General features: G+C 62.1%; 21 protein-coding genes. 9 read left to right on the top strand and 12 right to left on the bottom strand.

From position 1 onward, the window contains the following. Positions 1–92: 92 nt before the first annotated feature. From ACOI7D_RS14120 to lsrR, 3 genes are all read right to left on the bottom strand, one after another. Positions 93–2,114 (bottom strand): NADPH-dependent 2,4-dienoyl-CoA reductase, encoded by a 2,022-nt coding sequence (locus ACOI7D_RS14120; protein WP_109546887.1) that lies wholly within the window; start codon positions 2,112–2,114, stop codon positions 93–95. A 207-nt stretch (positions 2,115–2,321) separates the two neighbouring features. Next, positions 2,322–3,920: an autoinducer-2 kinase gene (lsrK, locus tag ACOI7D_RS14115; protein WP_023291078.1), complete on the bottom strand. Its 1,599-nt coding sequence runs from the start codon at positions 3,918–3,920 to the stop codon at positions 2,322–2,324. A 37-nt stretch (positions 3,921–3,957) separates the two neighbouring features. Beyond that, on the bottom strand, positions 3,958–4,929 hold the full coding sequence (lsrR, locus tag ACOI7D_RS14110) for a transcriptional regulator LsrR (RefSeq protein WP_004206105.1): 972 nt from the start codon (positions 4,927–4,929) through the stop codon (positions 3,958–3,960). Positions 4,930–5,147: 218 nt separating this feature from the next. On the opposite strand from lsrR, the gene lsrA reads away from it, so the two are divergent. From lsrA to lsrG, 6 genes are read left to right on the top strand one after another with little or no spacing between them, the layout of a single operon-like run. After that, entirely contained in the window at positions 5,148–6,635 is a 1,488-nt protein-coding gene (gene lsrA / locus ACOI7D_RS14105; RefSeq protein WP_110243495.1) for an autoinducer 2 ABC transporter ATP-binding protein LsrA, read from the top strand. Continuing rightward, positions 6,632–7,666 carry an autoinducer 2 ABC transporter permease LsrC gene (gene lsrC, locus ACOI7D_RS14100; protein WP_023291075.1) on the top strand — a complete coding sequence of 345 codons (1,035 nt, stop codon included), beginning with the start codon at positions 6,632–6,634 and terminating at the stop codon, positions 7,664–7,666. The genes lsrA and lsrC overlap by 4 nt, the downstream gene beginning before the upstream one ends. Continuing rightward, the gene (gene lsrD, locus ACOI7D_RS14095; protein WP_109546889.1) at positions 7,667–8,671 is read left to right on the top strand and encodes an autoinducer 2 ABC transporter permease LsrD; all 1,005 of its coding nucleotides are present in this window, start codon (positions 7,667–7,669) and stop codon (positions 8,669–8,671) included. Then, positions 8,668–9,681, top strand: coding sequence for an autoinducer 2 ABC transporter substrate-binding protein LsrB (gene lsrB, locus ACOI7D_RS14090; protein ID WP_004206101.1), 1,014 nt, complete (start codon positions 8,668–8,670; stop codon positions 9,679–9,681). The genes lsrD and lsrB overlap by 4 nt, the downstream gene beginning before the upstream one ends. A gap of 11 nt (positions 9,682–9,692) precedes the next feature. Continuing rightward, positions 9,693–10,580, top strand: a complete 888-nt coding sequence (lsrF, locus tag ACOI7D_RS14085; protein ID WP_023291072.1) for a 3-hydroxy-5-phosphonooxypentane-2,4-dione thiolase — start codon at positions 9,693–9,695, stop codon at positions 10,578–10,580. Further along, positions 10,577–10,873: a (4S)-4-hydroxy-5-phosphonooxypentane-2,3-dione isomerase gene (gene lsrG, locus ACOI7D_RS14080; RefSeq protein WP_004181386.1), complete on the top strand. Its 297-nt coding sequence runs from the start codon at positions 10,577–10,579 to the stop codon at positions 10,871–10,873. Before lsrF ends, lsrG begins: the two co-directional genes overlap by 4 nt. 70 nt (positions 10,874–10,943) lie before the next feature. Here the strand turns inward: lsrG and ygjG are convergent, their stop codons facing one another. Together ygjG and ACOI7D_RS14070 are read right to left on the bottom strand one after the other, a co-directional pair. Continuing rightward, positions 10,944–12,323: a putrescine aminotransferase gene (gene ygjG / locus ACOI7D_RS14075; protein WP_109546890.1), complete on the bottom strand. Its 1,380-nt coding sequence runs from the start codon at positions 12,321–12,323 to the stop codon at positions 10,944–10,946. 257 nt (positions 12,324–12,580) lie between these two features. Then, complete coding sequence (locus tag ACOI7D_RS14070) at positions 12,581–13,135, bottom strand: PadR family transcriptional regulator (protein ID WP_023291070.1); 555 nt, start codon at positions 13,133–13,135, stop codon at positions 12,581–12,583. Between the two features lie 238 nt (positions 13,136–13,373). Between ACOI7D_RS14070 and ACOI7D_RS14065 the strand changes: the two genes are divergently transcribed. Next, positions 13,374–14,150: a siderophore-interacting protein gene (locus tag ACOI7D_RS14065; protein WP_162543106.1), complete on the top strand. Its 777-nt coding sequence runs from the start codon at positions 13,374–13,376 to the stop codon at positions 14,148–14,150. A gap of 101 nt (positions 14,151–14,251) precedes the next feature. Here the strand turns inward: ACOI7D_RS14065 and ACOI7D_RS14060 are convergent, their stop codons facing one another. From ACOI7D_RS14060 to ACOI7D_RS14040, 5 genes are all read right to left on the bottom strand, one after another. Further along, positions 14,252–15,901 carry a glycerone kinase gene (locus ACOI7D_RS14060; protein ID WP_101989299.1) on the bottom strand — a complete coding sequence of 550 codons (1,650 nt, stop codon included), beginning with the start codon at positions 15,899–15,901 and terminating at the stop codon, positions 14,252–14,254. A 74-nt stretch (positions 15,902–15,975) separates the two neighbouring features. After that, the gene (gene dhaM, locus ACOI7D_RS14055) at positions 15,976–17,397 is read right to left on the bottom strand and encodes a dihydroxyacetone kinase phosphoryl donor subunit DhaM (RefSeq protein ID WP_101862525.1); all 1,422 of its coding nucleotides are present in this window, start codon (positions 17,395–17,397) and stop codon (positions 15,976–15,978) included. 10 nt (positions 17,398–17,407) lie between these two features. Further along, complete coding sequence (gene dhaL / locus ACOI7D_RS14050; RefSeq protein WP_017899726.1) at positions 17,408–18,040, bottom strand: dihydroxyacetone kinase subunit DhaL; 633 nt, start codon at positions 18,038–18,040, stop codon at positions 17,408–17,410. A 10-nt stretch (positions 18,041–18,050) separates the two neighbouring features. After that, on the bottom strand, positions 18,051–19,121 hold the full coding sequence (gene dhaK / locus ACOI7D_RS14045; protein ID WP_064155343.1) for a dihydroxyacetone kinase subunit DhaK: 1,071 nt from the start codon (positions 19,119–19,121) through the stop codon (positions 18,051–18,053). Between the two features lie 155 nt (positions 19,122–19,276). Beyond that, complete coding sequence (locus ACOI7D_RS14040) at positions 19,277–19,480, bottom strand: hypothetical protein (RefSeq protein WP_032429218.1); 204 nt, start codon at positions 19,478–19,480, stop codon at positions 19,277–19,279. Positions 19,481–19,731: 251 nt separating this feature from the next. Here ACOI7D_RS14040 and ACOI7D_RS14035 point away from each other — a divergent pair, with 251 nt between their 5' ends. Next, positions 19,732–20,829, top strand: coding sequence for a glycerol dehydrogenase (locus tag ACOI7D_RS14035; protein WP_087826710.1), 1,098 nt, complete (start codon positions 19,732–19,734; stop codon positions 20,827–20,829). Between the two features lie 101 nt (positions 20,830–20,930). Next, on the top strand, positions 20,931–22,856 hold the full coding sequence (dhaR, locus tag ACOI7D_RS14030) for a dihydroxyacetone kinase operon transcriptional regulator DhaR (protein ID WP_060590416.1): 1,926 nt from the start codon (positions 20,931–20,933) through the stop codon (positions 22,854–22,856). On the opposite strand, the gene ACOI7D_RS14025 is transcribed toward dhaR, so the two are convergent. After that, positions 22,834–23,364, bottom strand: coding sequence for a cob(I)yrinic acid a,c-diamide adenosyltransferase (locus tag ACOI7D_RS14025; protein WP_109546892.1), 531 nt, complete (start codon positions 23,362–23,364; stop codon positions 22,834–22,836). The two genes, dhaR and ACOI7D_RS14025, sit on opposite strands and share 23 nt — an antisense overlap. After that, the gene (locus tag ACOI7D_RS14020) at positions 23,365–23,718 is read right to left on the bottom strand and encodes a glycerol dehydratase reactivase beta/small subunit family protein (protein WP_023291062.1); all 354 of its coding nucleotides are present in this window, start codon (positions 23,716–23,718) and stop codon (positions 23,365–23,367) included. Positions 23,719–23,723: the final 5 nt, after the last annotated feature.

Here is a 23,723-nt window from a genome sequence, read left to right as displayed (position 1 = left end):
CCCGGCTTGCGGCTGTCGCCTTAGCCGGGCTACCGTTCGGGATTATCGTGGTAGCCCGGGGAAGGCGCATCGCGCCGCCCCCCGGGACACGGCTAAATCGCCAGCGCCAGCTTCGTGCCCTGGGCAATCGCCCGGCGCGCATCCAGCTCCGCCGCCACGTCGCAGCCGCCGATCAAATGCACCGTTTTCCCCGCCGCGCGCAGCGGATCCGCCAGTTCACGGCGCGGCTCCTGACCGGCGCAGATCACGACATGATCCACCGCCAGCAGCTGGCGCTCGCCGCCGATCGTCACGTGTAATCCCTCATCATCGATCTTCTCATAGCTGACCGCCGGGATCATTTTCACGCCGCGCGCCAGCAGCGTGGCGCGGTGGATCCAGCCGGTGGTTTTGCCGAGCCCGTCGCCCGGTTTGCTCGCCTTGCGCTGCAGCATCACAATCTGTCGCGGGCTTTGACTCAGCTGCGGGCCTTCAGGACGCAGCCCGCCCGCCGTCCGCAGGCTGGTATCGATACCCCATTCGCGACAGAACTCGCCGATATCCTGGCTGGTGGCCACCCCCGACTGGCTTAAATACATCGCGGTGTCGAAGCCGATGCCGCCGCAGCCGATAATCGCCACCTTCGCGCCAACCGGCGCTTTATCGCGTAAGACATCCAGGTAGCTGAGCACCTTGGGATGATCGATCCCGACGATCGCCGGCTGGCGCGGGGCAATGCCGGTGGCGAGGATCGTCTCATCGAACGCCAGCAGATCGTCTGCCGTGACGCGGGTGTGCAGACGTAGATCGACGCCGTTAAGATCGAGCATTCTACGGTAGTAGCGCAGGGTTTCATGAAACTCCTCTTTGCCGGGGATCTGTTTGGCGATATTAAACTGGCCGCCGATCTCCGGGAGGGCATCGAACAACGTGACGTGATGACCGCGGGCGGCGGCGTTAACCGCGAAGGCCAGACCGGCAGGCCCGGCGCCGACCACCGCCAGCCGCTTAGGGGCGTTGGCAGGCAGGACCGGCATCAGGGTTTCATGGCAGGCGCGCGGGTTGACCAGACAGGAGGTGACTTTGCCGACGAAGATCCGATCGAGACACGCCTGGTTGCAGCCGATGCAGGTGTTGATCTCATCGGCGCGATCGCTCTGCGCTTTCGACATAAATTCGGCATCGGCAAGGAACGGGCGGGCCATTGAGACCATGTCGGCATCGCCGCGGGCGAGGATCGCCTCCGCGACCTGCGGATCGTTGATGCGGTTGGTGGTGATCAGCGGGATCGACACGGCGCCCTTCAGTTTGCGGGTGACCCAGCTAAAGGCGCCGCGCGGTACCGGAGTGGCGATGGTCGGAATGCGCGCTTCGTGCCAGCCGATGCCGGTGTTGATGATCGTCGCCCCCGCCGCCTCGATGGCTTTGGCCAGCGCGGTGACTTCCGCCAGCGTGCTGCCGTCGTTAACCAGATCGAGCATCGACAGACGGTAGATGATAATGAAATCGTGACCGGCGCGCTGGCGTACGGCCTTGACCACTTCAACAGCGAAACGCATCCGGCGCGCGTAATCGCCGCCCCATTGATCGTTGCGCTGGTTAGTGCGCGCGGCGAGGAATTCGTTAATCAGATAGCCCTCAGAGCCCATCACCTCCACGCCGTCATAGCCTGCTTCCCGCGCCAGCTGGGCGCAGTGGGCAAAATCATCGATCAGCGTGAGGATCTCATCGTGGCTCAGCTCATGAGGGGTGAACCGGTTAATCGGCGCCTGCAGAGGAGAGGGGGCGACCAGCGCGGGCTGGTAGCTGTAGCGCCCGGTGTGCAGGATCTGCAGGGCGATTTTACCGCCTTCCTGATGTACCGCGTCGGTGATCTGACGATGATGCGCCAGATGGCTGGCATCGTTGAGTACCGCGCCGCCGGCCATGGTCACCCCGGACGGGGCGGGCGCGATGCCGCCGGTGACGATCAGCGCCACGCCGTGCCGCGCGCGCTCGGCGTAAAAGGCCGCTAACCGTTGCGCGCCGTCGGGCAGTTCTTCCAGACCGGTATGCATGGAGCCCATCAACACGCGGTTTTTGAGGGTAGTGAAGCCCAGCTCAAGCGGGGCGAAAAGCGACGGATAGCGGCTCATAATGGCTTCCAATGTAAAATTATTGTTATGTGGTCGGATGAGTTACTAATTTAGCCGTCGTGAAGAAAAAGGGAAAAGGGGAGTGCGGTGATTGTGATGGGATTCAAAGAACGGCGAAGCGTTGCCCCTCTCCCAAAGGGAGAGGGGCAAGCGGGCACTGAAAGTCAGGCTTCGCGCTGAACGGTTCCCTCTCCCGCCGGGAGAGGATTAGGGTGAGGGGGAAGACACAGCGCGCTGGCGGCGTTCGAGGCCCGGCGCCTGCCACATCGACGTTGTCAGCCCGCTATCGACAAGACCAAGCTGATCGGCATAGACCGACTGCCATTTGCTCATCATCTCCTGATACAGCTCGCGATGCTGCGGATTAGGGGTGAACTCGCGGTGCCAGCTCACTAACTTTTCTCCGGCGCTGGCCATGTCGCCGTACAGCCCGGCGCCAGCGCCGGCGGCGATGGCGCAACCGAGGGCGGTGGCTTCGCGGACCACCGGCACCCGCACCGGCAGGCCGGTGACGTCGCTGAGGATCTGGCTCCACAGCGCTCCCTTCGAGCCGCCGCCGGCAAACACCAGGCTATCGAAAGTCACCCCGGAAAACTGCGATATCTGCGCCAGGTTGCAGGCGGAGACAATCGCCGCGTTCTCCTCCAGGGCGCGGAACAGAGTGGCTTTATTGCACTTCTCCGGATCGATGGAGAGGTTAATAAACGACGGCGCGGCGTGGTACCACTGCTTAAAGTGCATGGCGTCGGAAAAAATAGGCATCACGCCGTGGGAACCGGCGGGTACGCGGCTGGCCATCTCCTCCAGCAGCGAATAGGCATCGACGCCGAGGCGCTCGGCAATCAGCTTTTCTTCAGCGCAGAAGGCGTCGCGGAACCAGCGCATGGTCAGGCCGGTAAAAAAGCTGATGGACTCCGCCTGCGCCATGCCGGGAATGACGTGAGGGTTAACGCGAATATTCATCTGCGGGTCGGTGCGCACCTGCGGCAGATTCACCACCTGCTGCCAGAAGGTGCCGCCGAGCACTGCGCTTTGTCCGGCGCGCACCACCCCGAGCCCCAGGCAGCCGAGCTGCACGTCGCCGCCGCCCATCACCACCGGCGTCCCGGCGCGCAGGCCGCTCTGCTGGGCTGCCGCTTCGGTGACGGCGCCCAGCAGCGTGCCGGTCTCTTTCACCGGCGACAGCATATCGGCGCGCAGCCCGGCCATATCCAGCAGCGCCGGACGCCAGTCGCGGCTGAACAGATCGAGCATGCCGGTGGTGCCCGCGTTTGACGGGTCGACCGCCAGCTCGCCGGAAAGCTTCGCCGCCAGCCAGTCGCTGATCATGGTGATGGTCGCCGCCTTGCGGTAGATATCGGGCCGATGGTGCGCCAGCCACAGCAGGCGCGGCATCGCGCTAAGCGCCAGCGTTTGCCCGGAGACCTCGTACACCTCGGATTCAAAACGATAGTCGTGGATCTCTTTAAGCTCCGCGACTTCGCGGCTGGCGCGGGCATCAACGTTGGCGCAGGCCCAGATGGCCTCGCCGTTGCGGTCATAGAGGACGATCCCTTCGCGCATCGAACAGCAGGCGACGGACTGAATATCGGCGGGAGAGAGCCGGGCGGCGTCGAGCGCCTGGCGAATGCACTGGCAGGCCAGCTGCCAGTTGGTGGTAAGGTCGAACTCCATCGAGCCGGGGACGTTATCGACGCTCAGGTGTTTCCATTCGGCCTGGCCCACTGCCAGCTGGCGGCCATTGAGATCGAAAATGACCGCCCGAATGCTGCCGGTCCCGGCATCTAACGCTAACAGGTAACTCATGACATGCGCCTCGCTGTTGTCGCGCGGCGCCGGGCCTTCAGGAGGCCAGCGCGAGCACCGCGCGTGCTGTTGTCTCTTCCGTTACCAGGCCATTAATCCGCTTGCCAATCAGAGCGGCATGAATCGCCTGCGCTTTTTGTTCTCCTCCGGCGACGCCGACGATGGTCGGCAGCTGCGCCAGCTCATCCAGGGTCACGCCGAGCAGTTCCCGATGGATCTCCAGCCCCTCTACCGGCCGGCCGTCGGCCTGCAGGAAATAACCTAAAATGTCGCCGACCGCCCCTTTGCGGGCGTACATCAGCTGTTCGCCCTCGCTGATATAGCCGGAGCGCAGAATGGTCGCGTCGCGCCGCTGATCGATAGCGCCAATGCCAACCACCGCCGCGTCCGCCGCCGTCGCCGCCAGCATCACATCGCGCACGCTGGATTCGCGGCGCAGGATTTCGGCGACCTCCGCCGACGAGACCCGCAGCGGCGCCGGAATAATGCTCACGCTGCAGGCGGCATCCAGCTGACCGATGCCGGTCATATAGGGGCCGACGCCGCCGGAGAGGGTCACCAGCCGCACCTGCTGCGAGCCGATAAAGCCGCTGAGATGCTGCAGGCAGCTCATGGTGGCTTCGCCGAAGCCGACCGCCAGCAGCTGTCCCGGTTGCAGAATCCCCATCAGCGACTGCGCCGCGCCGATCCCCAGCCGGGTATTCATCGGCGGGGTGTTGAGCGCCGGCAGCACGCGAGCAATCTTGAGGCCAAAGCGCTGCTGGAGTTCGCTTTCCAGCGCCAGACAGCCTTCATAGCGCGAGTTGATTTGCACGCGGATCACCCCGGACTGGCGACCCTTCTCCAGCAGGCGGGAAATCTTCAGCCGCGGCAGCCCCAAACGCTCGCCGATGTCGTTTTGCGTCAGGCCGTCGTGGTAGTAACACCACGCCACCCGCGCCACCAGCTCTTCCTCGGCTAACGCCAGCCCGGCGTAGCGATGGTCTTCCGTAATGCGTTTTTCGCTCATAAATTGAACTCTTATAAAAATTTAGATCATATGTTCGCTATTGCGCGGCCGGAAAGTGTGAGCCGACTGGCAAAACGGATCTTTCCTCTCTGGCCCATTTTTTCCGGACGATCTAAAGCGCCAAACTGTGATCTTCGCACGGTTGTAAATATAGTTCACCGTCTACGCTTTTGAACATTATTAAATTTAAAAATCATTTGTTCAAACGAGGCGCGACGATGAAGCCACTGCTTGAAGCTCGCCAGATCCGCAAACAGTTCTCCGGCGTTGCCGTGCTGAAGGGCATCGACTTTACGCTATGCGCGGGCCAGGTGCATGCGCTGATGGGGGGCAACGGCGCGGGTAAATCGACGCTGATGAAGATCATCGCCGGCGTCGAAACCCCGGATAGCGGTGAACTGACGATCGGCGAACGCGCGTTTGCGCGCCTTAACCCGGCGCTGGCCCACCAGCTGGGCATCTATCTGGTGCCGCAGGAGCCGATGCTGTTTCCCAACCTCAGCGTGGGCGAGAACATTCTTTTTCGTCTGCCGAAGCGGGCGGATACCGCCGCGCGGCTGCAGGAAAAACTGCAGCAGCTGAACTGCCAGATCAACCTGGACGCCAGCGCCAGCACGCTTGAGGTAGCCGATCAACAGATGGTCGAGATCCTGCGCGGCCTGATGCGCGAGGCGCGGATCCTGATCCTTGATGAACCCACCGCCTCTTTAACGCCGGGCGAAACGGAAAGGCTGTTTCAGCAGATCCGGGCGTTGCAGGGGCTCGGCGTGGGGATCGTCTTTATCTCGCACAAACTGCCGGAAATTCGCCAGCTTGCCAGCCATGTGTCGGTGATGCGCGATGGGGCGGTAGTGCTCAGCGGCGAAACGGCGGGCTACGGCGACCAACAGCTTATCAGCGCCATGACGCCGGCCAGCCGCGACCATGCGCTGAGCGACACGCAAAAGCTGTGGCTGGCGCTGCCGGGCAACCGCCGCACCCAGGCGCAGGATTTTCCCGTTTTGCGGGTGGAGGATCTCACCGGCGAAGGTTTTATCGATCTCAGTCTGGAGATCCGCGCCGGGGAGATCGTCGGCCTCGCCGGGCTGGTGGGATCCGGGCGCACCGAATTTGCCGAAACCTTATACGGCCTGCGTCCGCCGCGCGCCGGGCGGATCTGGCTGGAGAACCGCGAGATTAGTCAGGAGAGCACCCGCGCCAGGCTGGCCAGCGGGCTGGTCTATCTACCCGAAGACCGCCAGGTCTCCGGGCTGTTTCTCGATGCGCCGGTGCGCTGGAACACGGTGATGTTCAATCAGCCGTCGTGGTGGCAGCAGGGGAAACGGGAGGCGGCGGTGGTCGAACGCTATCACCGGGCGCTGGGGATCAAGCTGGCCGATGGCGATCAGCCGGTGCGTACCCTCTCCGGCGGCAACCAGCAGAAGGTGCTGCTGGCGCGCTGTCTGGAGGCTAACCCGCTGCTGTTGATTGTTGATGAACCGACGCGCGGCGTGGATGTCTCCGCCCGCGCCGATATCTATCAGTTGCTGAAAAGCGTTGCCGCGCAAAATGTGGCGGTGCTGATGATCTCCAGCGATCTGGATGAGTTCGTTGGCCTGGCCGACCGGGTGTTGGTGATGCATCAGGGCCGCTACAGCGGCGAACTGGCGCGGCAGGCGGTGACCGTCGATCGCATGATGACCCTGGCCTTTGGAGGGCAGGCATGAAAACGTTACTCAAGAATCGCGAACTGAGCGCCTTCTTCGCCATCGTGGCGCTGTTTGCCGTGCTGGTGGCGCTCAATCCGGCCTATTTCAGCCTGCAGACGCTGGCGATGATTTTCGCCAGCTCGCAAATCCTGTGCCTGCTGGCGCTGGGGGCAACGCTGGTGATGCTGACCCGCAATATCGACGTGTCGGTGGGCTCCACCGTTGGCCTGAGCGCCATCGCCGTTGGGGTGGCGCTGAACAACGGCTACGGGCTGGCGACAGCGATCGCCTTCGCGCTGGCGATTGGCGCGCTGGCCGGGGCTTTTAACGGCCTGCTGGTGGTGGGGCTGCGCATTCCGGCGATCGTCGCCACCCTCGGCACGCTGGGGTTGTATCGCGGGGTGATGTTGCTGTGGACCGGCGGGAAATGGATCGAAGGCTTGCCCGATAGCCTGAAATCGCTCTCGGAGCCGCTGTTTATCGGCGTCTCGCCGCTGGGCTGGCTGGTGCTGGCGCTGCTGCTGGCGGGAGCATGGCTGCTGTCGCGCACCGCCTCTGGGCGTGATTTCTATGCCGTTGGCGATAACCTCGCCGCTGCCCGCCAGCTGGGCGTGGCGGTCAACCGCACGCGGATGCTGGCCTTTACCCTCAACGGTATGCTGGCGGCCTGCGCCGGGATCGTCTTCGCCGCGCAGATTGGCTTTGTGCCCAATCAGACCGGCAGCGGCCTGGAGATGAAAGCCATCGCCGCCTGCGTGTTGGGCGGGATTTCGCTGCTCGGCGGCACCGGCACCCTGCTCGGCGCGTTTCTCGGCGCCTTCTTCCTCACCCAAATCGACACCGTGCTGGTGCTGTTCCGCCTTCCCGCCTGGTGGAATGACTTTATCGCCGGCCTGGTCCTGCTCGGGGTGCTGGTCCTTGATGGTCGCCTGCGCCAGGCGCTGACCCGCCATCAGCGGGCGCTGAAGTACAGCCGTTTCCAGCCCGGCAACAAAGGGGGCAAACAGGTTGCCCGCTTTCCCGAACGCAAAAGCAAAGAGGTGGCGTAAATGAAGCTGAAGCTTAACTGGGAAAGCGCGCTGCTGGCGTTGTTAGTCGTGGAAATCCTGCTGTTCGGCGCGCTGAATCCGCGCATGCTGGATCTCAATATGCTGCTCTTTAGCACCAGCGACTTTATCTGCATCGGCATCGTCGCGCTGCCGCTGACGCTGGTGATCATCAGCGGCGGGATCGATATTTCGCTGGGCTCGACCATCGGCCTGTGCGCCATCGCCCTCGGAGTGATGACCCAGGCGGGCTGGCCGCTGTGGCTGGCGGTGTCGCTGACGTTGCTGCTGGGGCTGCTGTGCGGGTTAATCAACGCCGCGCTGATCCACTACACCGGCATCAGCCCGCTGGTGATCACCCTCGGGACGCTGTATCTGTACGGCGGCGGCGCGCTGCTGCTTTCCGGCATGGCCGGCGCCACCGGCTATGAAGGGATCGGCGGCTTTCCCGACAGCTTCACCGCCTTCGCCAATTTAACCCTGGGCGGGCTGCCGCTGCCGCTGGTGCTGTTCGCGGTCATCACCTTTCTCTTCTGGCTGCTGGCCCATCGCGGGCGCTTTGGCCGCCATCTTTTTTTACTCGGGCAAAACCCGCGCGCCGCCCGCTATGCCGCGCTGTCGGTCAACGGCATCCCGTATGTGCTGTATGGCCTGGTGGGCGTGGCGTCGGCAGTGGCGGCGCTGGTGATGGTCTCCTATTTTGGCTCGGCGCGTTCGGATTTAGGCCGTGATCTGCTGATGCCGGCGCTGACCGCGGCGGTGCTCGGCGGGGCCAATATTTACGGCGGCTCGGGATCGATACTGGGTACCGCGCTGGCGGCATTGCTGGTGGGGTATCTGCAACAGGGTTTACAGATGGTCGGCATCCCCAACCAGGTGTCGAGCGCGCTGTCAGGGGCGCTGTTGGTTGTGGTGGTGATGGGGCGTTCGCTGAGCCTGCACCGTGAATGGGTGCGCGCGACCTGGCGGCGTCTTTTCTCGCGTAAAACAATCGGAGCACAACAATGAAAACAAAACGTATCCTGCAGGTCAGCGCGCTGGCGCTGGCGATGAGCGTGGCAACCGCGCAAGCGGCGGACCGCATCGCCTTTATTCCTAAGCTGGTCGGCGTCGGCTTCTTTACCAGCGGCGGCAACGGCGCGAAAGAGGCGGGGAAAGCGCTGGGCGTGGATGTCACCTATGACGGCCCAACCGAGCCCAGCGTCTCCGGCCAGGTGCAGCTGATCAACAACTTCGTCAACCAGGGCTACAACGCGATTATCGTCTCCGCCGTCTCACCGGACGGCCTGTGTCCGGCGCTGAAGCGGGCGATGCAGCGCGGGGTGAAAGTCCTGACCTGGGATTCCGATACCAAGCCGGAGTGCCGCAGCATCTATATCAATCAGGGCACGCCGCAGCAGCTCGGCGGCCTGCTGGTGGAGATGGCGGAAAAGCAGGTGACGAAGCCCGCTGCCAAAGTGGCGTTTTTCTACTCCAGCCCGACGGTGACCGACCAGAACCAGTGGGTGAAGGAAGCCAAAGCCAAAATCGAAAAAGAACATCCGCAGTGGCAAATCGTCACCACCCAGTTTGGCTATAACGATGCCACCAAATCGCTGCAAACTGCCGAGGGGATCTTAAAAGCGTATCCGGATCTCGACGCCATTATCGCGCCGGATGCCAATGCCCTGCCGGCGGCGGCGCAGGCGGCGGAGAACCTCAAGCGTCAGGGCGTGGCGATCGTCGGCTTTAGTACCCCCAACGTCATGCGCCCGTACGTGGAGCGCGGCACGGTGAAAGCCTTTGGCCTGTGGGATGTGGTTCAGCAGGGCAAAATTGCGGTTAACGTCGCCGATCGTCTGCTGAAAAAGGGCGATCTTAACGTCGGCGACAGCGTTGAGGTGAAAGATATCGGCTCGCTGAAGGTCGAACCGAACAGCGTGCAGGGCTACCAGTATGAGGCGAAGGGCAACGGTATCGTGCTGCTGCCGGAGCGCGTGGTGTTCAGCAAAGAGAACATCAATAACTACGACTTCTGACGGAGGATGAGATGGCTGATTTAGACGATATCAAAGAGGGCAAGGACTTCGGCCTCGACCGCCCGCAGCAGAACACGCTGTATACCCTGAAAGGCTGCGGCTCGCTGGACTGGGGCATGCAGTCGCGGCTGGCGCGCATTTTTAATCCGCACAGCAACCGCACGGTCATGCTGGCCTTCGATCATGGTTACTTCCAGGGACCCACCACCGGGCTGGAGCGCATCGATCTGTCGATTGCGCCGCTGTTCGAGGAAACCGACGTGCTGATGTGCACCCGCGGCGTACTGCGCAGTCAGGTGCCGGCCGCGACCAACAAACCGGTGGTGCTGCGCGCCTCCGGCGGCAACTCGATCCTCAGCGAACTTTCCAACGAGTGCGTGGCGGTGGCGATGGAAGATGCGCTGCGCCTGAACGTCTGCGCAGTGGCGGCGCAGGTCTATATCGGCAGCCAATACGAACATCAGTCGATCAACAACATCATCAAACTGGTGGACGCCGGCAACCGCTACGGTATGCCGGTACTGGCGGTGACCGGCGTCGGCAAAGAGATGACCCGCGATGCGCGCTACTTCTCGCTGGCCAGCCGGATTGCCGCCGAAATGGGGGCGCAGTTTGTGAAGACCTATTTCGTTGAGGAAGGCTTTGAAAAAGTGACCGCCAGCTGCCCGGTGCCGATCGTCATCGCCGGGGGGAAAAAGCTGCCGGAGCATGAGGCGCTGGAGATGTGCTGGCGGGCGATCGACCAGGGGGCGTCCGGGGTGGATATGGGGCGCAATATCTTCCAGTCCAGCGCCCCGCGCGCAATGCTGAAGGCGGTGAAAAAGGTGGTGCATGAGAATCTGAACGCGCGCGAAGCGTACCAGTTCTGGCAGGAAGAGAAACAGGGAGAGCGGAAATGAATGTGACGCTGGTGGAGATCAATATCAAACCCGAGCGGGTGGATGAGTTTCTCGAGGTGTTCCGCGCCAACCACGAAGGGGCGCTGCGGGAGCCGGGCAACCTGCGCTTTGATGTCCTGCAGGACCCGGAGGTGAAGACCCGCTTTTTTATCTACGAAGCCTATAAAGACGATGAGGCGGTGCTGGCGCATAAGAAGACCCCGCACTATTTAGCCTGCGTCGAAAAGCTGGAAGAGATGATGTCGCAGCCGCGGCAGAAGCGCAGCTTTATCGGCCTGCTACCGCAGGTGTGAGGGAAATCCAGAGCAGAAGATAATCCCGGTCCTCTTCCATTGGGAGAGGACCGGGGGGAGGGGCAGTTTATTACGCCTCTTCAACCGAGACGCGCAGGGCCGCCAGCGCCTTACGCGCCGCCTTCAGCACCTGTTCGCACTGCTCAAGGGTGAGGGTCAGCGGCGGTTCAACGCGGATCGTCTTGGCGTTGTTTAACGTCCCGGCGACCAGCACCCGCTGTCTGAACATCTCGCTGGCAAAGTCGTAGCCAATCTCGTTATCGACAAACTCGATGGCCATCAGCATGCCTTTCCCGCGCACTTCATTCACCAGGTCCGGATACTCCTGCGCCAGCAGGCGGAAACCGTCCAGCAGCATATCGCCTTTCTGCGCCGCCTGCGCCGGCAGGTTTTGCGTCAACAGCACGTTGATGGTCGCCAGCGCCGCCGCACAGGCCAGCGGGTTGCCGCCGAAGGTCGTGGTGTGCAGGAACGGGTTGTCGAACAGCACCGAGAAGACCTCTTGCGTCGCCACCGTCGCGCCGATCGGCATCACGCCGCCGCCGAGCGCTTTCGCCAGACACAGAATGTCGGGCTGAACGTTCTCATGCTCGCAGGCGAACATCTTGCCAGTGCGGCCCATGCCGGTCTGCACTTCGTCGAGGATCAGCAGGGCGCCAAACTCGTCGCACAGCTTACGCACCGCCGGCAAATACCCCGTCGGCGGCAGGATCACGCCCCCTTCGCCCTGAATCGGCTCAAGGATCACCGCCGCGACGTCGTCGCCGGTTTTCTTGCACTCGCTCAGCATGGTGCGCATGGCGTTGATATCGCCGAACGGCACATGGCGGAAGCCCGGCAGCAGCGGCATAAACGGTTTGCGGAAAGTCGACTTGGCGGTGGCCGACAGCGCGCCCAGCGATTTGCCGTGGAAGGCGCCGCTGGTGGCGATGAAGGTGAATTTACCGCGCGGCGACTGATAGGCTTTCGCCAGCTTGATGGCCGCCTCTACCGATTCGGTACCGCTGTTGCAGAAGAAGCTGTACTTCAGTTTGCCGGGCGTTAAGGCCGCCAGGGTTTTCGCCAGCATCGCGCGTAGCGGATCCAGCAGTTCCTGACTGTGAAGCGGTTGTTTCGCGAGTTGATTCTCGACGGCGGATACCACAACTGGATTACGGTGCCCTACATTGAAGATGCCAAACCCGCCAAGGCAGTCGATAAACTCCTGTCCCTGGGTGTCGACAAGCGTATTTAACCCTCCCGCTTGCCACTCTACGGCTCCGTAATCCCCGCCGGCTGTGACCGATTTTCGATACTCTAAAAACCCCGGATTCACATGCTCTTTAAAGTATTCTCTGACCTCCTGGTTAAGTGCTTTCATTTCCTCATGGTCAAGCGTGCGCTTTTCAATGAGATTCAGTGCGTGTGCGCTGCAGGCCAGAGCCGATGCGCTGGAAGGTAACCTGTTCAAAATGTGCTCCTGGGGCGGACGTATCACACGATACTGGATTAAGTATTGCAGGGATTACGCCAGTTCGGCAGAAGCGGTGAAAATCGGGATAAATGCAAAGTAAAAGACGAAATGTGTAAAATTTAATCTCATGGCGCCATTATTGGCACGTTTTATTCCTGAGCTGACGAGATTTTCTGCCTTGCGGCGTTGAGCGGCACGATCCGTCGTGGTGCGGGCTGCCCCAGCGCGGGGCAGCCGATGGTGAGAAAGGAGGCTTAGTCGAGCTGGGAGATCTCCATCGCCGCCCGGTCGATAATGCCGATGATCTGCTTGAGCTGGGCGGCGCTGCTGGCCTGCTGGTTCACTTTCAGGTCGAGGACCGCTTTGAAATTCTCCAGCGCGCGCTTCATCTGCGGATCGCGGCGCAGCTCGCAGCCGACCATCCGCGCCTGCAGACGCTCCTGGATATGGGCCAGATGCTCCTGGTTCTCCGCGTGCAGCTGTTTCCCCTCTTCGCTGATGACGATTTTTTTGCGTCCGTTGTCGTCTTCCACGCTGATGAGACCCTGGTCCTGGAGCAGATCCAGCGTCGGGTAGATCACCCCCGGGCTGGGACTGTAGTTCCCCTGGGTGAGGGTTTCGATCTCTTTGATCAGCTCATAGCCGTGGCTGGCGCTGCGGCTGAGGATGTCCAGAATAATCAGCCGCAGTTCGCCGTGGCCAAAGAAACGCTGGCGACGTCCGCCGCCGCGACGGCCATGGTCGCCGTGTTCGCTGGGGTCACCGTGGCGCCCGCGCGGCCCACGCCCGTCTTCATGATGATGTCGCATGGTTACCTCCTGCTATGTTTTGATATATCTAATTTATATCTAAAAAATGAATTCTCGCAATGCTGGTTGTGATTTATTTTTTAATTTGTTGATATTTATGTGTTTATTTTTGATGGTGGTATTTTAATGCGGTTTGTTTTGACTATATCAAAAAAAGACTTGCATTCTTTTTAGATGGCAATCATTATCATTTGCATCGAGTTTAGATATATCTATTTACTGTTCACGAAGGCGAACGATGATGACAAAAACCAAAGCAGACAAGTACCCGCAGCGTGTCCGCAATGAGCTGCGTTTCCGTGAGCTGACGGTGCTGCGCGTGGAGCGCGCAGGCACGGCTTTCCAGCGCATCGTGCTGGGAGGCGAGGCGCTGGAAGGTTTCGTTTCCCGCGGCTTTGACGACCACACCAAGCTTTTCTTCCCGGAGCCGGGCGCGGCGTTTGCCCCGCCGCAGGTGACCGAGGAGGGGATTGACTGGGGCGAGGGCGTGCGGCCTGCTACCCGCGACTATACGCCGCTGTACGATGCCGAACGCCATGAGCTGGCGTACGACTTCTTTATCCACGACGGCGGAATCGCCAGCCGCTGGGCGCTGGAGGCAAAAGCGGGCGATAAGCTGGTGATCGGCGGTCCGCGCGGCTCGCTGGTGGTGCCGGAGGATTACGCCTGGCAACTGTATGTCTGCGATGAGTCCGGTATGCCGGCGCTGCGTCGTCGTCTGCTGGGTTTGCGTCAGCTGGCGGTGACGCCGCAGGTGACGGCCATCGTCACTATCGCCGATGCGTCATATAAAGATTATCTGGCGGATCTCGACGGCTTTAACATCGAGTGGGTGGTGGGCCACCATCCGGCGTTCGTCGCCGAGCGTCTGGCGCAGGTGAAGGTGCCGGCGGAGGATTATTTCATCTGGCTGACCGGCGAAGGCGCGGTGGTGAAATCGCTGCTGGCGCGCTTTGAGGATGAGAGCATCGATCAGCAGCTGGTGCGCTCGCAGGCGTACTGGCACAGCAAGTAAAAAGCCATCGTGGTCAAACCCGGATAGCGGCTTGCGCCTTATCCGGGCTACGGTTGGCGCCGATTTGTAGCCCCGGTAAGCGCAGCGCTACCGGGGGAAGTTTATCGTTCCGCCAGCGCTTTAAACACCATCGCCACCGCGTGGGCGCCGGGGTCCATATTGCCGAGCAGGCTGTCGCTATTGAGATAGGACGCCCGTCCGGCGCCGGCTTTGCCCGACTGGCAAGTGCGATCCGCGCCGGCCTGCGCCGCGGCAAAAGCGGCCTGCAGGTTCTCCGGTTCGGCGAGCAGCGCCGCCAGCGCTGGCTGCAGCGCGTCGATCATTGTCCGGTCGCCTTCCTCGGCGCCGCCGTAAAATTTCATCTGCTCCAGACCGGCGTTCAGCGCCTCGGCCACGCTGGCGCCTTGCCCCAGCTTCTGCCCGGCAGCGGTGAAGAAGATCGACATCAATACCCCGCTGGAGCCGCCCATCACCACCGTCAGGCGTTCGCCTGTGAGCGCGAACAGCGTGGGCAGATCGTTCAGCGGCAGCTGCTGGCGCTGCAACAGGTCGGCAATCTCACGCGCCCCGGCGGCGAAGGTGGAGCCGGTATCGCCATCGCCCACTTTGGCATCCAGCGCGTTGAGATGGTCTTCAAGCCCGACGAGGGTGCCGGTCACCTGGGCCACGTAATCACCCACCTGCGGGTTGGCCGAAGGCGTAAAGTCGACGCGCGGGCTGGCGAGAGTGGACGGCATGATGTTAACCGTCCGCGGCTGCACCGGCCGCGGCCAGCCGGCGGTTTCCACATCCGCCAGCAGCGCTTTCTCAATACTCTCTTCCAACACGATGGCGCTCAGCGAGAAACCCTTCATATCCAGGGCCGTCACCAGCGAGGCCGGGCCAATCAGCCAGTCAACGCGCGCCTGCAGCGGCGTGTTGGCCAGTTCGCGGGTCAGGATCGCCATTTCGGCCACCGACACGCCGCCGAGGTTATTGAGCATCACCGCCAGACGGCCGGTTTCCGGCAGGGCAGCGGTCAGTTTTTCCACCATCAGGTTGACGATGTCCGCACTGTTTTGCGTGGCGATGGTGGAGGCGCCAGGTTCGCCGTGGATGCCCATTCCCAGCTCGGCGTGGCCGGCCTGATGGCGCGGCGCGCTGTCGGCCTCCTGCGGCAGATGGCAGCTGGCCAGCGCCACCCCGATGCTGGCGGTGTGGTTGGCGGCATACTGCGCTTCGCGCAGTACGGTGGCGAGATTGTAGCCGCGCTCGGCAAAATAGCCCGCCACCTTATGGACGAACAGCGTACCGGCGATGCCGCGCGGCTGTTTGTTTTCCGGCAGCGAAATGTCGTCGCCGACGATCAGCATTTCCACGTTGTAGCCGAGACGGCGCGCTTTCTCCGCCGCGAGGCCGAAGTTCAGCCGGTCGCCGGTATAGTTTTTTACGATCAGCAGGCAGCCCGCCTCGCCGGTCACCGCCTGAATGGCGGTAAGCACCGCGTCGACGCTCGGCGAGGCGAACAGATCGCCACAAACCGCGGCGGTCAGCATGCCTTTACCAATAAAGCCGACGTGCGCCGGTTCGTGGCCGGCGCCGCCGCCGGCGATCACCGCCACGTTGTTTTTATTCAGGTCGCGACGGACCACCACCCGGATCGCCGGATCGCTCTCCAGCCGGGCGAGGTTGTTCCACGGACTGGCGATGATGGTTCCCTCAATCACATCGTTGACGAGGCTGGCGCGCTGGTTAAAAAAGAATTGAGACATAGTGGTTCCTGAAGAGTAAGTGAAAACTCACCCTCCGGAGGCAGGCCTCCGGAGCGGTAACGGACAAAGTGGATTTAGTGACGGATAAGGCGCTGGCGGCGCATATCGAGCGCGATGGGCTCGCCGGGCTGCACGCTGTTCAGCGCCTCGCCCTGCTGACACAGCCAGGCGATCCCCGCCGCGCGGGCGATAATCGCGCCGTGGGCCTGTTCGCTGCCGTCGCGCAGGCACAGGCCTTTCACGCGGCTGGCATCCAGTTGCAGGACGGCTGACGGGAACATGTTGTCGGCGATAATAATGGTCGGCTCGCCGGGCGTTGGCAGCGTTTCCTGCACGTCCTGCAGATGGCGCAGGGTGCGCTGCAGAATATCTTCGATATCGATATAGCGCGCCTGGAGATAGGGGTCATCCAGCTGGCGATACTGCTGGCTGAGCTCCATCAGCACCTGATGCCACGCCCATTCCGCCGAGCACGGCTCGGTGAGCAGACGATCGTTGGCGGCATCAAACAGATCCTCATCGTCGAGCAGGGTGTGGTGCCCGGCGAAAATCGCCGCGATATCGGCGTTAAATTTATTCTCCGCCAGCTCGGTCAGGGCAGTGAGATCCGCCAGCGTCTGGTCGATAGCCCGGCGCAGTCGCTGCTGCTCGCGGGCGACATCGGCGGCGGCCGGGCGGACCGGCTGGATCAGGGCCAGCGGATAGCGCAGCGCGATGCCTTCGACGCGCTCGGGGGCGGCCGGGGCGGCTGCCGGTTGCGCTGCAGGCGATTCGCCGAAGTTATCGGCGGCCAGCGCCTGAAACGCCGCCAGCGCCGCATCGGCCTCTGGCCCGCGGGCCAGCAGGCGCAGCTTATCGTTGCGCCGCACCTGCAGCAGGGCGATTTGGTTGAGGCTGTCCGGTTTGACGCACTTCCCGTTTTTCTCCAGCAGCAGATCGGCGTTAAAGCCCGCCAGCGCGGCGACCAGCTTCGACGCCGGACGCACGTGCAGGCCGTTGTGGTTCTGTATGACGACCGCAAGCGACTTGCTGTCGCCATCGTCGGCAAGCGTCGGCGCCGGGGCGGCGTCAGGGGTTGGCGAAGGTAAACCCAGCTGGATCCGTTTGGCCTCCAGGGCGTTCATGGCGTCGGCGATCACTTTGTCGATCCCGGCGCCGGAGGCGGCGCTGACGGTGGCCGCCAGCGTCCCCTCCACCAGCGGCGCGGCGCACAGCCGCACCTTCGCGGCAATCGCCGGATCGAGCAGGTCGAGGGCGGTTTCGGCGCTAAGCAACGCGCTGCCAATATCCATCATCACCAGCACGTGGTCGGTATCGGCGACGGATTCGATCGCTTCCATGACCTTGATCGGATCGGTGCCGATCGGGCTGTCGGGATCGTCGATCCCGGCGGCGATCGCCAGCTTGCAGCCGTCGTTGATTAACATCTGCCGGGCCAGTTCTCCGACACCTTCGCCCAGCCGGGCGCTATGAGAAACAATAACCAGGTTTACCATCGCGATTTCCTTACTCTTTGGCCGCGGCGGCCAGCATCTGCATCATAAACATCACTGACGTGGCGCCCGGATCCTGATGGCCGATGCTGCGTTCGCCAAGGTAGCTGGCGCGGCCTTTGCGCGCCTGCATGGTGATGGTGCTGTGGGCGCCGGCCTCCGCTGCTTTGCAGGCGGCATCCAGCGCGGCGGCGATCGACAGATGCTGCTCGCTGGACTGGCGCAGGGAGTCCACCACCGGCAGCCAGACGTCGCACATGGTTTTATCCCCTGGCTCCGCTTTACCGCGGTTGACGACGCCGTCCGCGCCTTCGCGGATCATCAGGTATAGTTCGTCGAGGGTCAGGCTCTGGTGGGCCTGAGTGACCTGCGCGGCGCGAATGAAGAAGGTGCCGAACAGCGGGCCGCTGGCGCCGCCGACGTTGGAGAGCAGCGTCATGCCGGTGTTTTTGAGGATAAAGCCAATATCTTTATCAGCAATCGACGGCAACTTTTCCACCACCTTGCTGAACCCGCGGTGCATATTCAGGCCGTGGTCGGCATCGCCGATCTCTTTATCGAGGCCGGTGAGAAAATCGCTCTCTTTAGTGAAGATATCGCCGCAGCGGTACAGCCAGTCGACGATTTGCGTTCTGTTCAGTGACATGTCGTGCTCCTTAGTTTCCCCAGTTCAGCGCCGGGGTATGAACCGGGGCGTCCCATAGCGCCAGCGTCTCATCATCCGCTTTCAGCAGGGTGATGGAGAAGCCCGCCATATCCAGCGAGGTGCAGTAGCTGCCGACGAGGTTGCGTTCGATGATGATGCCGGACGCTTCACAGCGCTGGGCGAGCCGGTGATAGACGCCGTACAGTTCGGACAGCGGCGTGGCGCCGAGGTTATTGACCATGGCGATGACCCGGTCGCCGTTGTGTAGCGCGGTTTTGCTCTGCTTCACTTCCTGCCACGCGCCCTTAACGGTATCCCACTGGCGCAGCGTGCGGCTGTAGGCGCCATTCTCCAGCAGGGTATCGAACATCTCATCGACGGTTTGGTCCAGTGAGCTGAAGCGACGGCGGTCGATGCCCGGCTCGCCGTGAATGCCGACGCCGAACTCCATTTCATCGTCCTGCAGGGTAAAGGAGGGTTGTCCGGCAGCCGGTACGGTGCAGGCGCCGAGGGCGATGCCAATGGAGTGGCCGAGATTATTCAGGCGGCGCCCCAGTTCAGCGCAGGCCTCCAGCGAATCGCCGCGCTCGGCGGCGGCGCCGACCAGTTTTTCGATCAGAACGGTATTGGCGACGCCGCGGCGGCCTGCGGTATAGAGACTGTCTTTCACCGCCACGTCGTCGTCGACCACCACGGTGGTGACTTTTATGCCGCTCTCATGCAGCAGCTCGGTGGCGGTTTCGAAGTTCAGGATGTCGCCGGTGTAGTTTTTGATAATCAGCAGGACGCCTTCGCCGCCGTCAATCTGCATCGCGCATTCGAACATTTTATCCGGCGTCGGCGAGGTGAAGATTTCCCCCGGGCAGGCGCCAGAGAGCATCCCCTGGCCGATATAGCCGCAGTGCATCGGCTCATGGCCGCTGCCGCCGCCGGAGAGGAGGGCGACCTTGCCGGCCACCGGCGCGTCGGCGCGGGTGACGTACAGCGGGTCCTGATGCAGGGTCAGCTGCGGGTGGGCTTTAGCCAGCCCCTGTAATTGTTCATTCAGTACATCTTCAACACGGTTAATCAGCTTTTTCATTATTCAGTGCTCCGTTGGAGAAGGTTCGATGCGGCCTCTCTGCTGGCGGAGGCGGTCATCGCGTAGGGGTATCGTCTGACGGTGCAGCGTGCCTGGCGATATGATGATTCTGGCTGAGCGGACGAAAAAAAGAATGCTCCGGCGATCGGGTTTCATTACGAAACATCGCCTGCTGATTTTGTTTCTTTATGGAACGTTTTTGCTGAGGAAACGGTGAAAATGCGAGCTGGCGCGCTTTTTTTCCTCTGCCTTAAGCGCCGGTCATCGCGGCTGGCGCAGCGGGCTGAAAAAAATTTTTTGCTAAATTTCCCCCGGCTGTGGGGAAAAAGCCTGCCGCTAAAGGGGGATAGTAAGGGAATTATGCGGCAGAGGAGCGGATCGGGATCGCAATCCTGACGAAGACTAGGGTTTTTTGTTCCAATATGGAACGTAAAAATTTAACCTGTGTTTCATATCAGAACAAAAAGGCGAAAGATTTTTTTGTTCCGTGCCAGCCCTACAGTGATCGCACTGCTCCGGTACATTCCGTTGAGGCCGCGCTTTACCGGCCGGCGCGGATAACGCCAGGGCTCATCATGTCTACATGCGCACTTATTTGAGGGTGAAAGGAATGCTAAAAGTTATTCAATCTCCAGCCAAATATCTTCAGGGTCCTGATGCTGCTGTCCTGTTCGGTCAATATGCCAAAAACCTGGCGGAGAGCTTCTTCGTCATCGCTGACGACTTCGTGATGAAGCTGGCGGGGGAGAAAGTGGTGAATGGCCTGCAGAGTCACGATATTCGCTGCCATGCGGAACGGTTTAACGGCGAATGCAGCCATGCGGAAATTAACCGCCTGATGGCGATTTTGCAAAAACAGGGCTGCCGCGGCGTGGTTGGCATCGGCGGCGGTAAAACCCTCGATACCGCGAAGGCGATCGGTTACTACCAGAAGCTGCCGGTGGTGGTGATCCCGACTATCGCTTCGACCGATGCGCCGACCAGCGCGCTGTCGGTGATCTACACCGAAGCGGGCGAGTTTGAAGAGTATCTGATCTATCCGAAAAACCCGGATATGGTGGTGATGGACACGGCGATTATCGCCAAAGCGCCGGTACGCCTGCTGGTCTCCGGCATGGGCGATGCGCTCTCCACCTGGTTTGAGGCCAAAGCCTGCTACGATGCGCGCGCCACCAGCATGGCCGGGGGGCAGTCCACCGAGGCGGCGCTGAGCCTGGCCCGCCTGTGCTATGATACGCTGCTGGCGGAGGGCGAAAAGGCCCGTCTGGCGGCGCAGGCCGGGGTGGTGACCGAAGCGCTGGAGCGCATCATCGAGGCGAACACCTACCTCAGCGGCATTGGCTTTGAAAGCAGCGGCCTGGCCGCCGCCCACGCGATCCACAACGGTTTCACCATTCTGGAAGAGTGCCATCACCTGTATCACGGCGAGAAAGTGGCCTTCGGCACCCTGGCGCAGCTGGTGCTGCAGAACAGCCCGATGGACGAGATTGAAACCGTGCTGGGCTTCTGCCAGCGCGTCGGCCTGCCGGTGACCCTCGCGCAGATGGGCGTCAAAGAGGGGATCGACGCGAAAATCGCCGCGGTGGCGAAAGCCACCTGCGCGGAAGGGGAAACCATCCACAATATGCCGTTTGCGGTGACCACGGAGAGCGTGCACGCCGCTATCCTCACCGCCGATCTGTTAGGCCAGCAGTGGCTGGCGCGTTAATTCGCGGTGGCTAAACCGCTGGCGCCGGTCGGCGGTCTTTCTTTCTCCCCTCTGGCAGCGGCTGCCGGAGGGGTTCTCTATGGTAAAACGCGGAAAACAGTATGACTGTTCAGACTCAGGATACCGGGAAGGCGGTCTCTTCCGTCATCGCCCAGTCATGGCATCGCTGCAGCAAGTTTATGCAGCGCGAAACCTGGCAAAAACCGCACCAGGCCCAGGGCCTGACCTTTGACTCGATCTGTCGGCGTAAAACCGCGCTGCTGACCATCGGTCAGGCGGCGCTGGAGGACGCCTGGGAGTTTATGGACGGTCGCCCCTGCGCGCTGTTTATCCTTGATGAGACCGCCTGTATTCTGAGCCGCTGCGGCGAACCGCAAACGCTGGCGCAGCTGGCTGACCTGGGGTTTCGCGACGGCAGCTACTGCGCGGAGAGCATTATCGGCACCTGCGCGCTGTCGCTGGCCGCGATGCAGGGGCAGCCGATCAACACCGCCGGCGATCGGCATTTTAAGCAGGCCCTGCAGCCATGGAGCTTTTGTTCGACGCCGGTGTTCGATAACCACGGGCGGCTGTTCGGCTCTATCTCGCTTTGCTGTCTGGTGGAGCACCAGTCCAGCGCCGACCTCTCCCTGACGCTGGCCATTGCCCGCGAGGTGGGCAATTCCCTGCTCACCGACAGCCTGCTGGCGGAATCCAACCGCCACCTTAATCAGATGTACGGCCTGCTGGAGAGCATGGACGACGGGGTGATGGCGTGGAACGAACAGGGGGTACTGCAATTTCTCAATGTTCAGGCGGCGAGACTGCTGCATCTTGATGCCCAGGCCAGCCAGGGAAAAAATATCGCCGATCTGGTGACCCTGCCGGCGCTGCTGCGCCGCGCCATCAAACACGCCCGCGGCCTGAATCACGTTGAAGTCACCTTTGAAAGCCAGCACCAGTTTATCGACGCGGTGATCACCTTAAAACCGATTGTCGAGTCGCAAGGCAACAGCTTTATTCTGCTGCTGCACCCGGTGGAGCAGATGCGGCAGCTGATGACCAGCCAGCTGGGCAAAGTCAGCCACACGTTTGAGCAGATGTCAGCCGACGATCCGGAAACCCGGCGGCTGATCCACTTTGGCCGCCAGGCGGCGCGCGGCGGCTTTCCGGTACTGCTGTGCGGTGAAGAGGGGGTGGGGAAAGAGCTGTTGAGCCAGGCCATCCACAATGAAAGCGAGCGGGCGGGCGGCCCCTACATCGCCGTCAACTGCCAGCTGTATGCCGACAGCGTGCTGGGCCAGGACTTTATGGGGAACGCCCCCACCGATGATGAAAATGGCCGCCTGAGCCGCCTTGAGCTGGCCAACGGCGGCACCCTGTTTCTGGAAAAAATTGAGTATCTGGCGCCGGAGCTGCAGTCCGCCCTGCTGCAGGTGATTAAGCAGGGAGTGCTTACCCGCCTCGACGCCCGCCGCCTGATCCCGGTGGATGTGAAGGTGATCGCCACCACCACCGTCGATCTGGCCAACCTGGTGGAACAGAACCGCTTTAGCCGCCAGCTGTACTATGCGCTGCACTCTTTCGAGATCGTCATTCCGCCGCTGCGCGCCCGGCGCAACAGTATCCCGTCGCTGGTGCATAACCGGCTGAAAAGCCTGGAGAAGCGTTTCTCTTCCCGGCTGAAAGTGGACGATGACGCGCTGGCCCAGCTGGTGGCCTACTCGTGGCCGGGAAATGATTTTGAGCTTAACAGCGTGATAGAGAACATCGCCATCAGCAGCGATAACGGCCACATTCGCCTGAGCAACCTGCCGGAATATCTCTTTTCCGATCGGCCGGGGGCCGATAGCGGCTCATCGCTGCTGCCGGCCAGCCTGACCTTTAGCGCCATCGAAAAAGAGGCCATCATCCACGCCGCCCGGGTGACCAGCGGGCGGGTGCAGGAGATGTCGCAACTGCTGAATATCGGCCGCACCACCCTGTGGCGAAAAATGAAGCAGTACGATATCGACGCCAGCCAGTTCAAGCGCAAGCATCAGGCCTAGTCTCCTCGATACGCGCCATGGAGAACAGGGCGTCCGACAGACGATTGCTGTAGCGTTTGAGCGCGTCGCGCAGAGGGTGCGAGCGGTCCATGGCCGTCAGCAGACGTTCCAGCCGACGGGCCAGGGTGCGCGCCACGTGCAGCTGGGCGGAGGCGAGATTCTTCCCCGGGATCACAAACTGTTTCAGGGGGCCGCTTTCGGCCATATTGCGGTCGATAAGTCGCTCCAGGGCGGCGATCTCCTCCTCGCCGATCGTCTGGCTCAGGCGGACCAGGCCCCGCGCATCGCTGGCCAGTTCGGCCCCCAGCGCGAACAGCGTCTCCTGAATCTGATGCAGACTTGCCCGCAGCCCGGCGTCGCGGGTGGTGGCGTAGCAGACGCCCAGCTGGGATATCAGTTCATCGACGGTGCCGTAGGCCTCGACGCGAATATGGTCTTTCTCGATGCGGCTGCCGCCGTACAGGGCGGTGGTGCCTTTATCTCCGGTGCGGGTATAGATACGGTACATTCAGCTTCTCTCACTTAACGGCAGGACTTTCACCAGCTGCCCGGCGTTGGCGCCGAGCGTACGCAGATGATCGCGGCTATCGGTGACGTGCCCGGTCGCCAGCGGCGCGTCCGCCGGCAGCTGGGCATGGGTTAGCGCGATCTCGCCGGCTGCGCTGAGCCCAATGCCCACCCGCAGCGTCGAGCTTCTGGCCGCCAGGGCGCTCAGCGTATCGGCGTCACCGCCTTCGTCGCAGGATACGGTCTGGCAGGGGACCCCCTGCTCCTCCAGCCCCCAGCACAGCTCATTGATGGCGCAGGCATGGTGCCCGCGCGGATCGTAAAACAGGCGTACGCCCGGCGGTGAAAGCGACATGACGG

This window comes from Klebsiella sp. C360, assembly GCF_048822415.1.
GTDB classification, from domain to species: Bacteria; Pseudomonadota; Gammaproteobacteria; order Enterobacterales; family Enterobacteriaceae; genus Klebsiella; species Klebsiella quasipneumoniae.
This window is presented reverse-complemented; position numbering and strand designations above follow the sequence as displayed.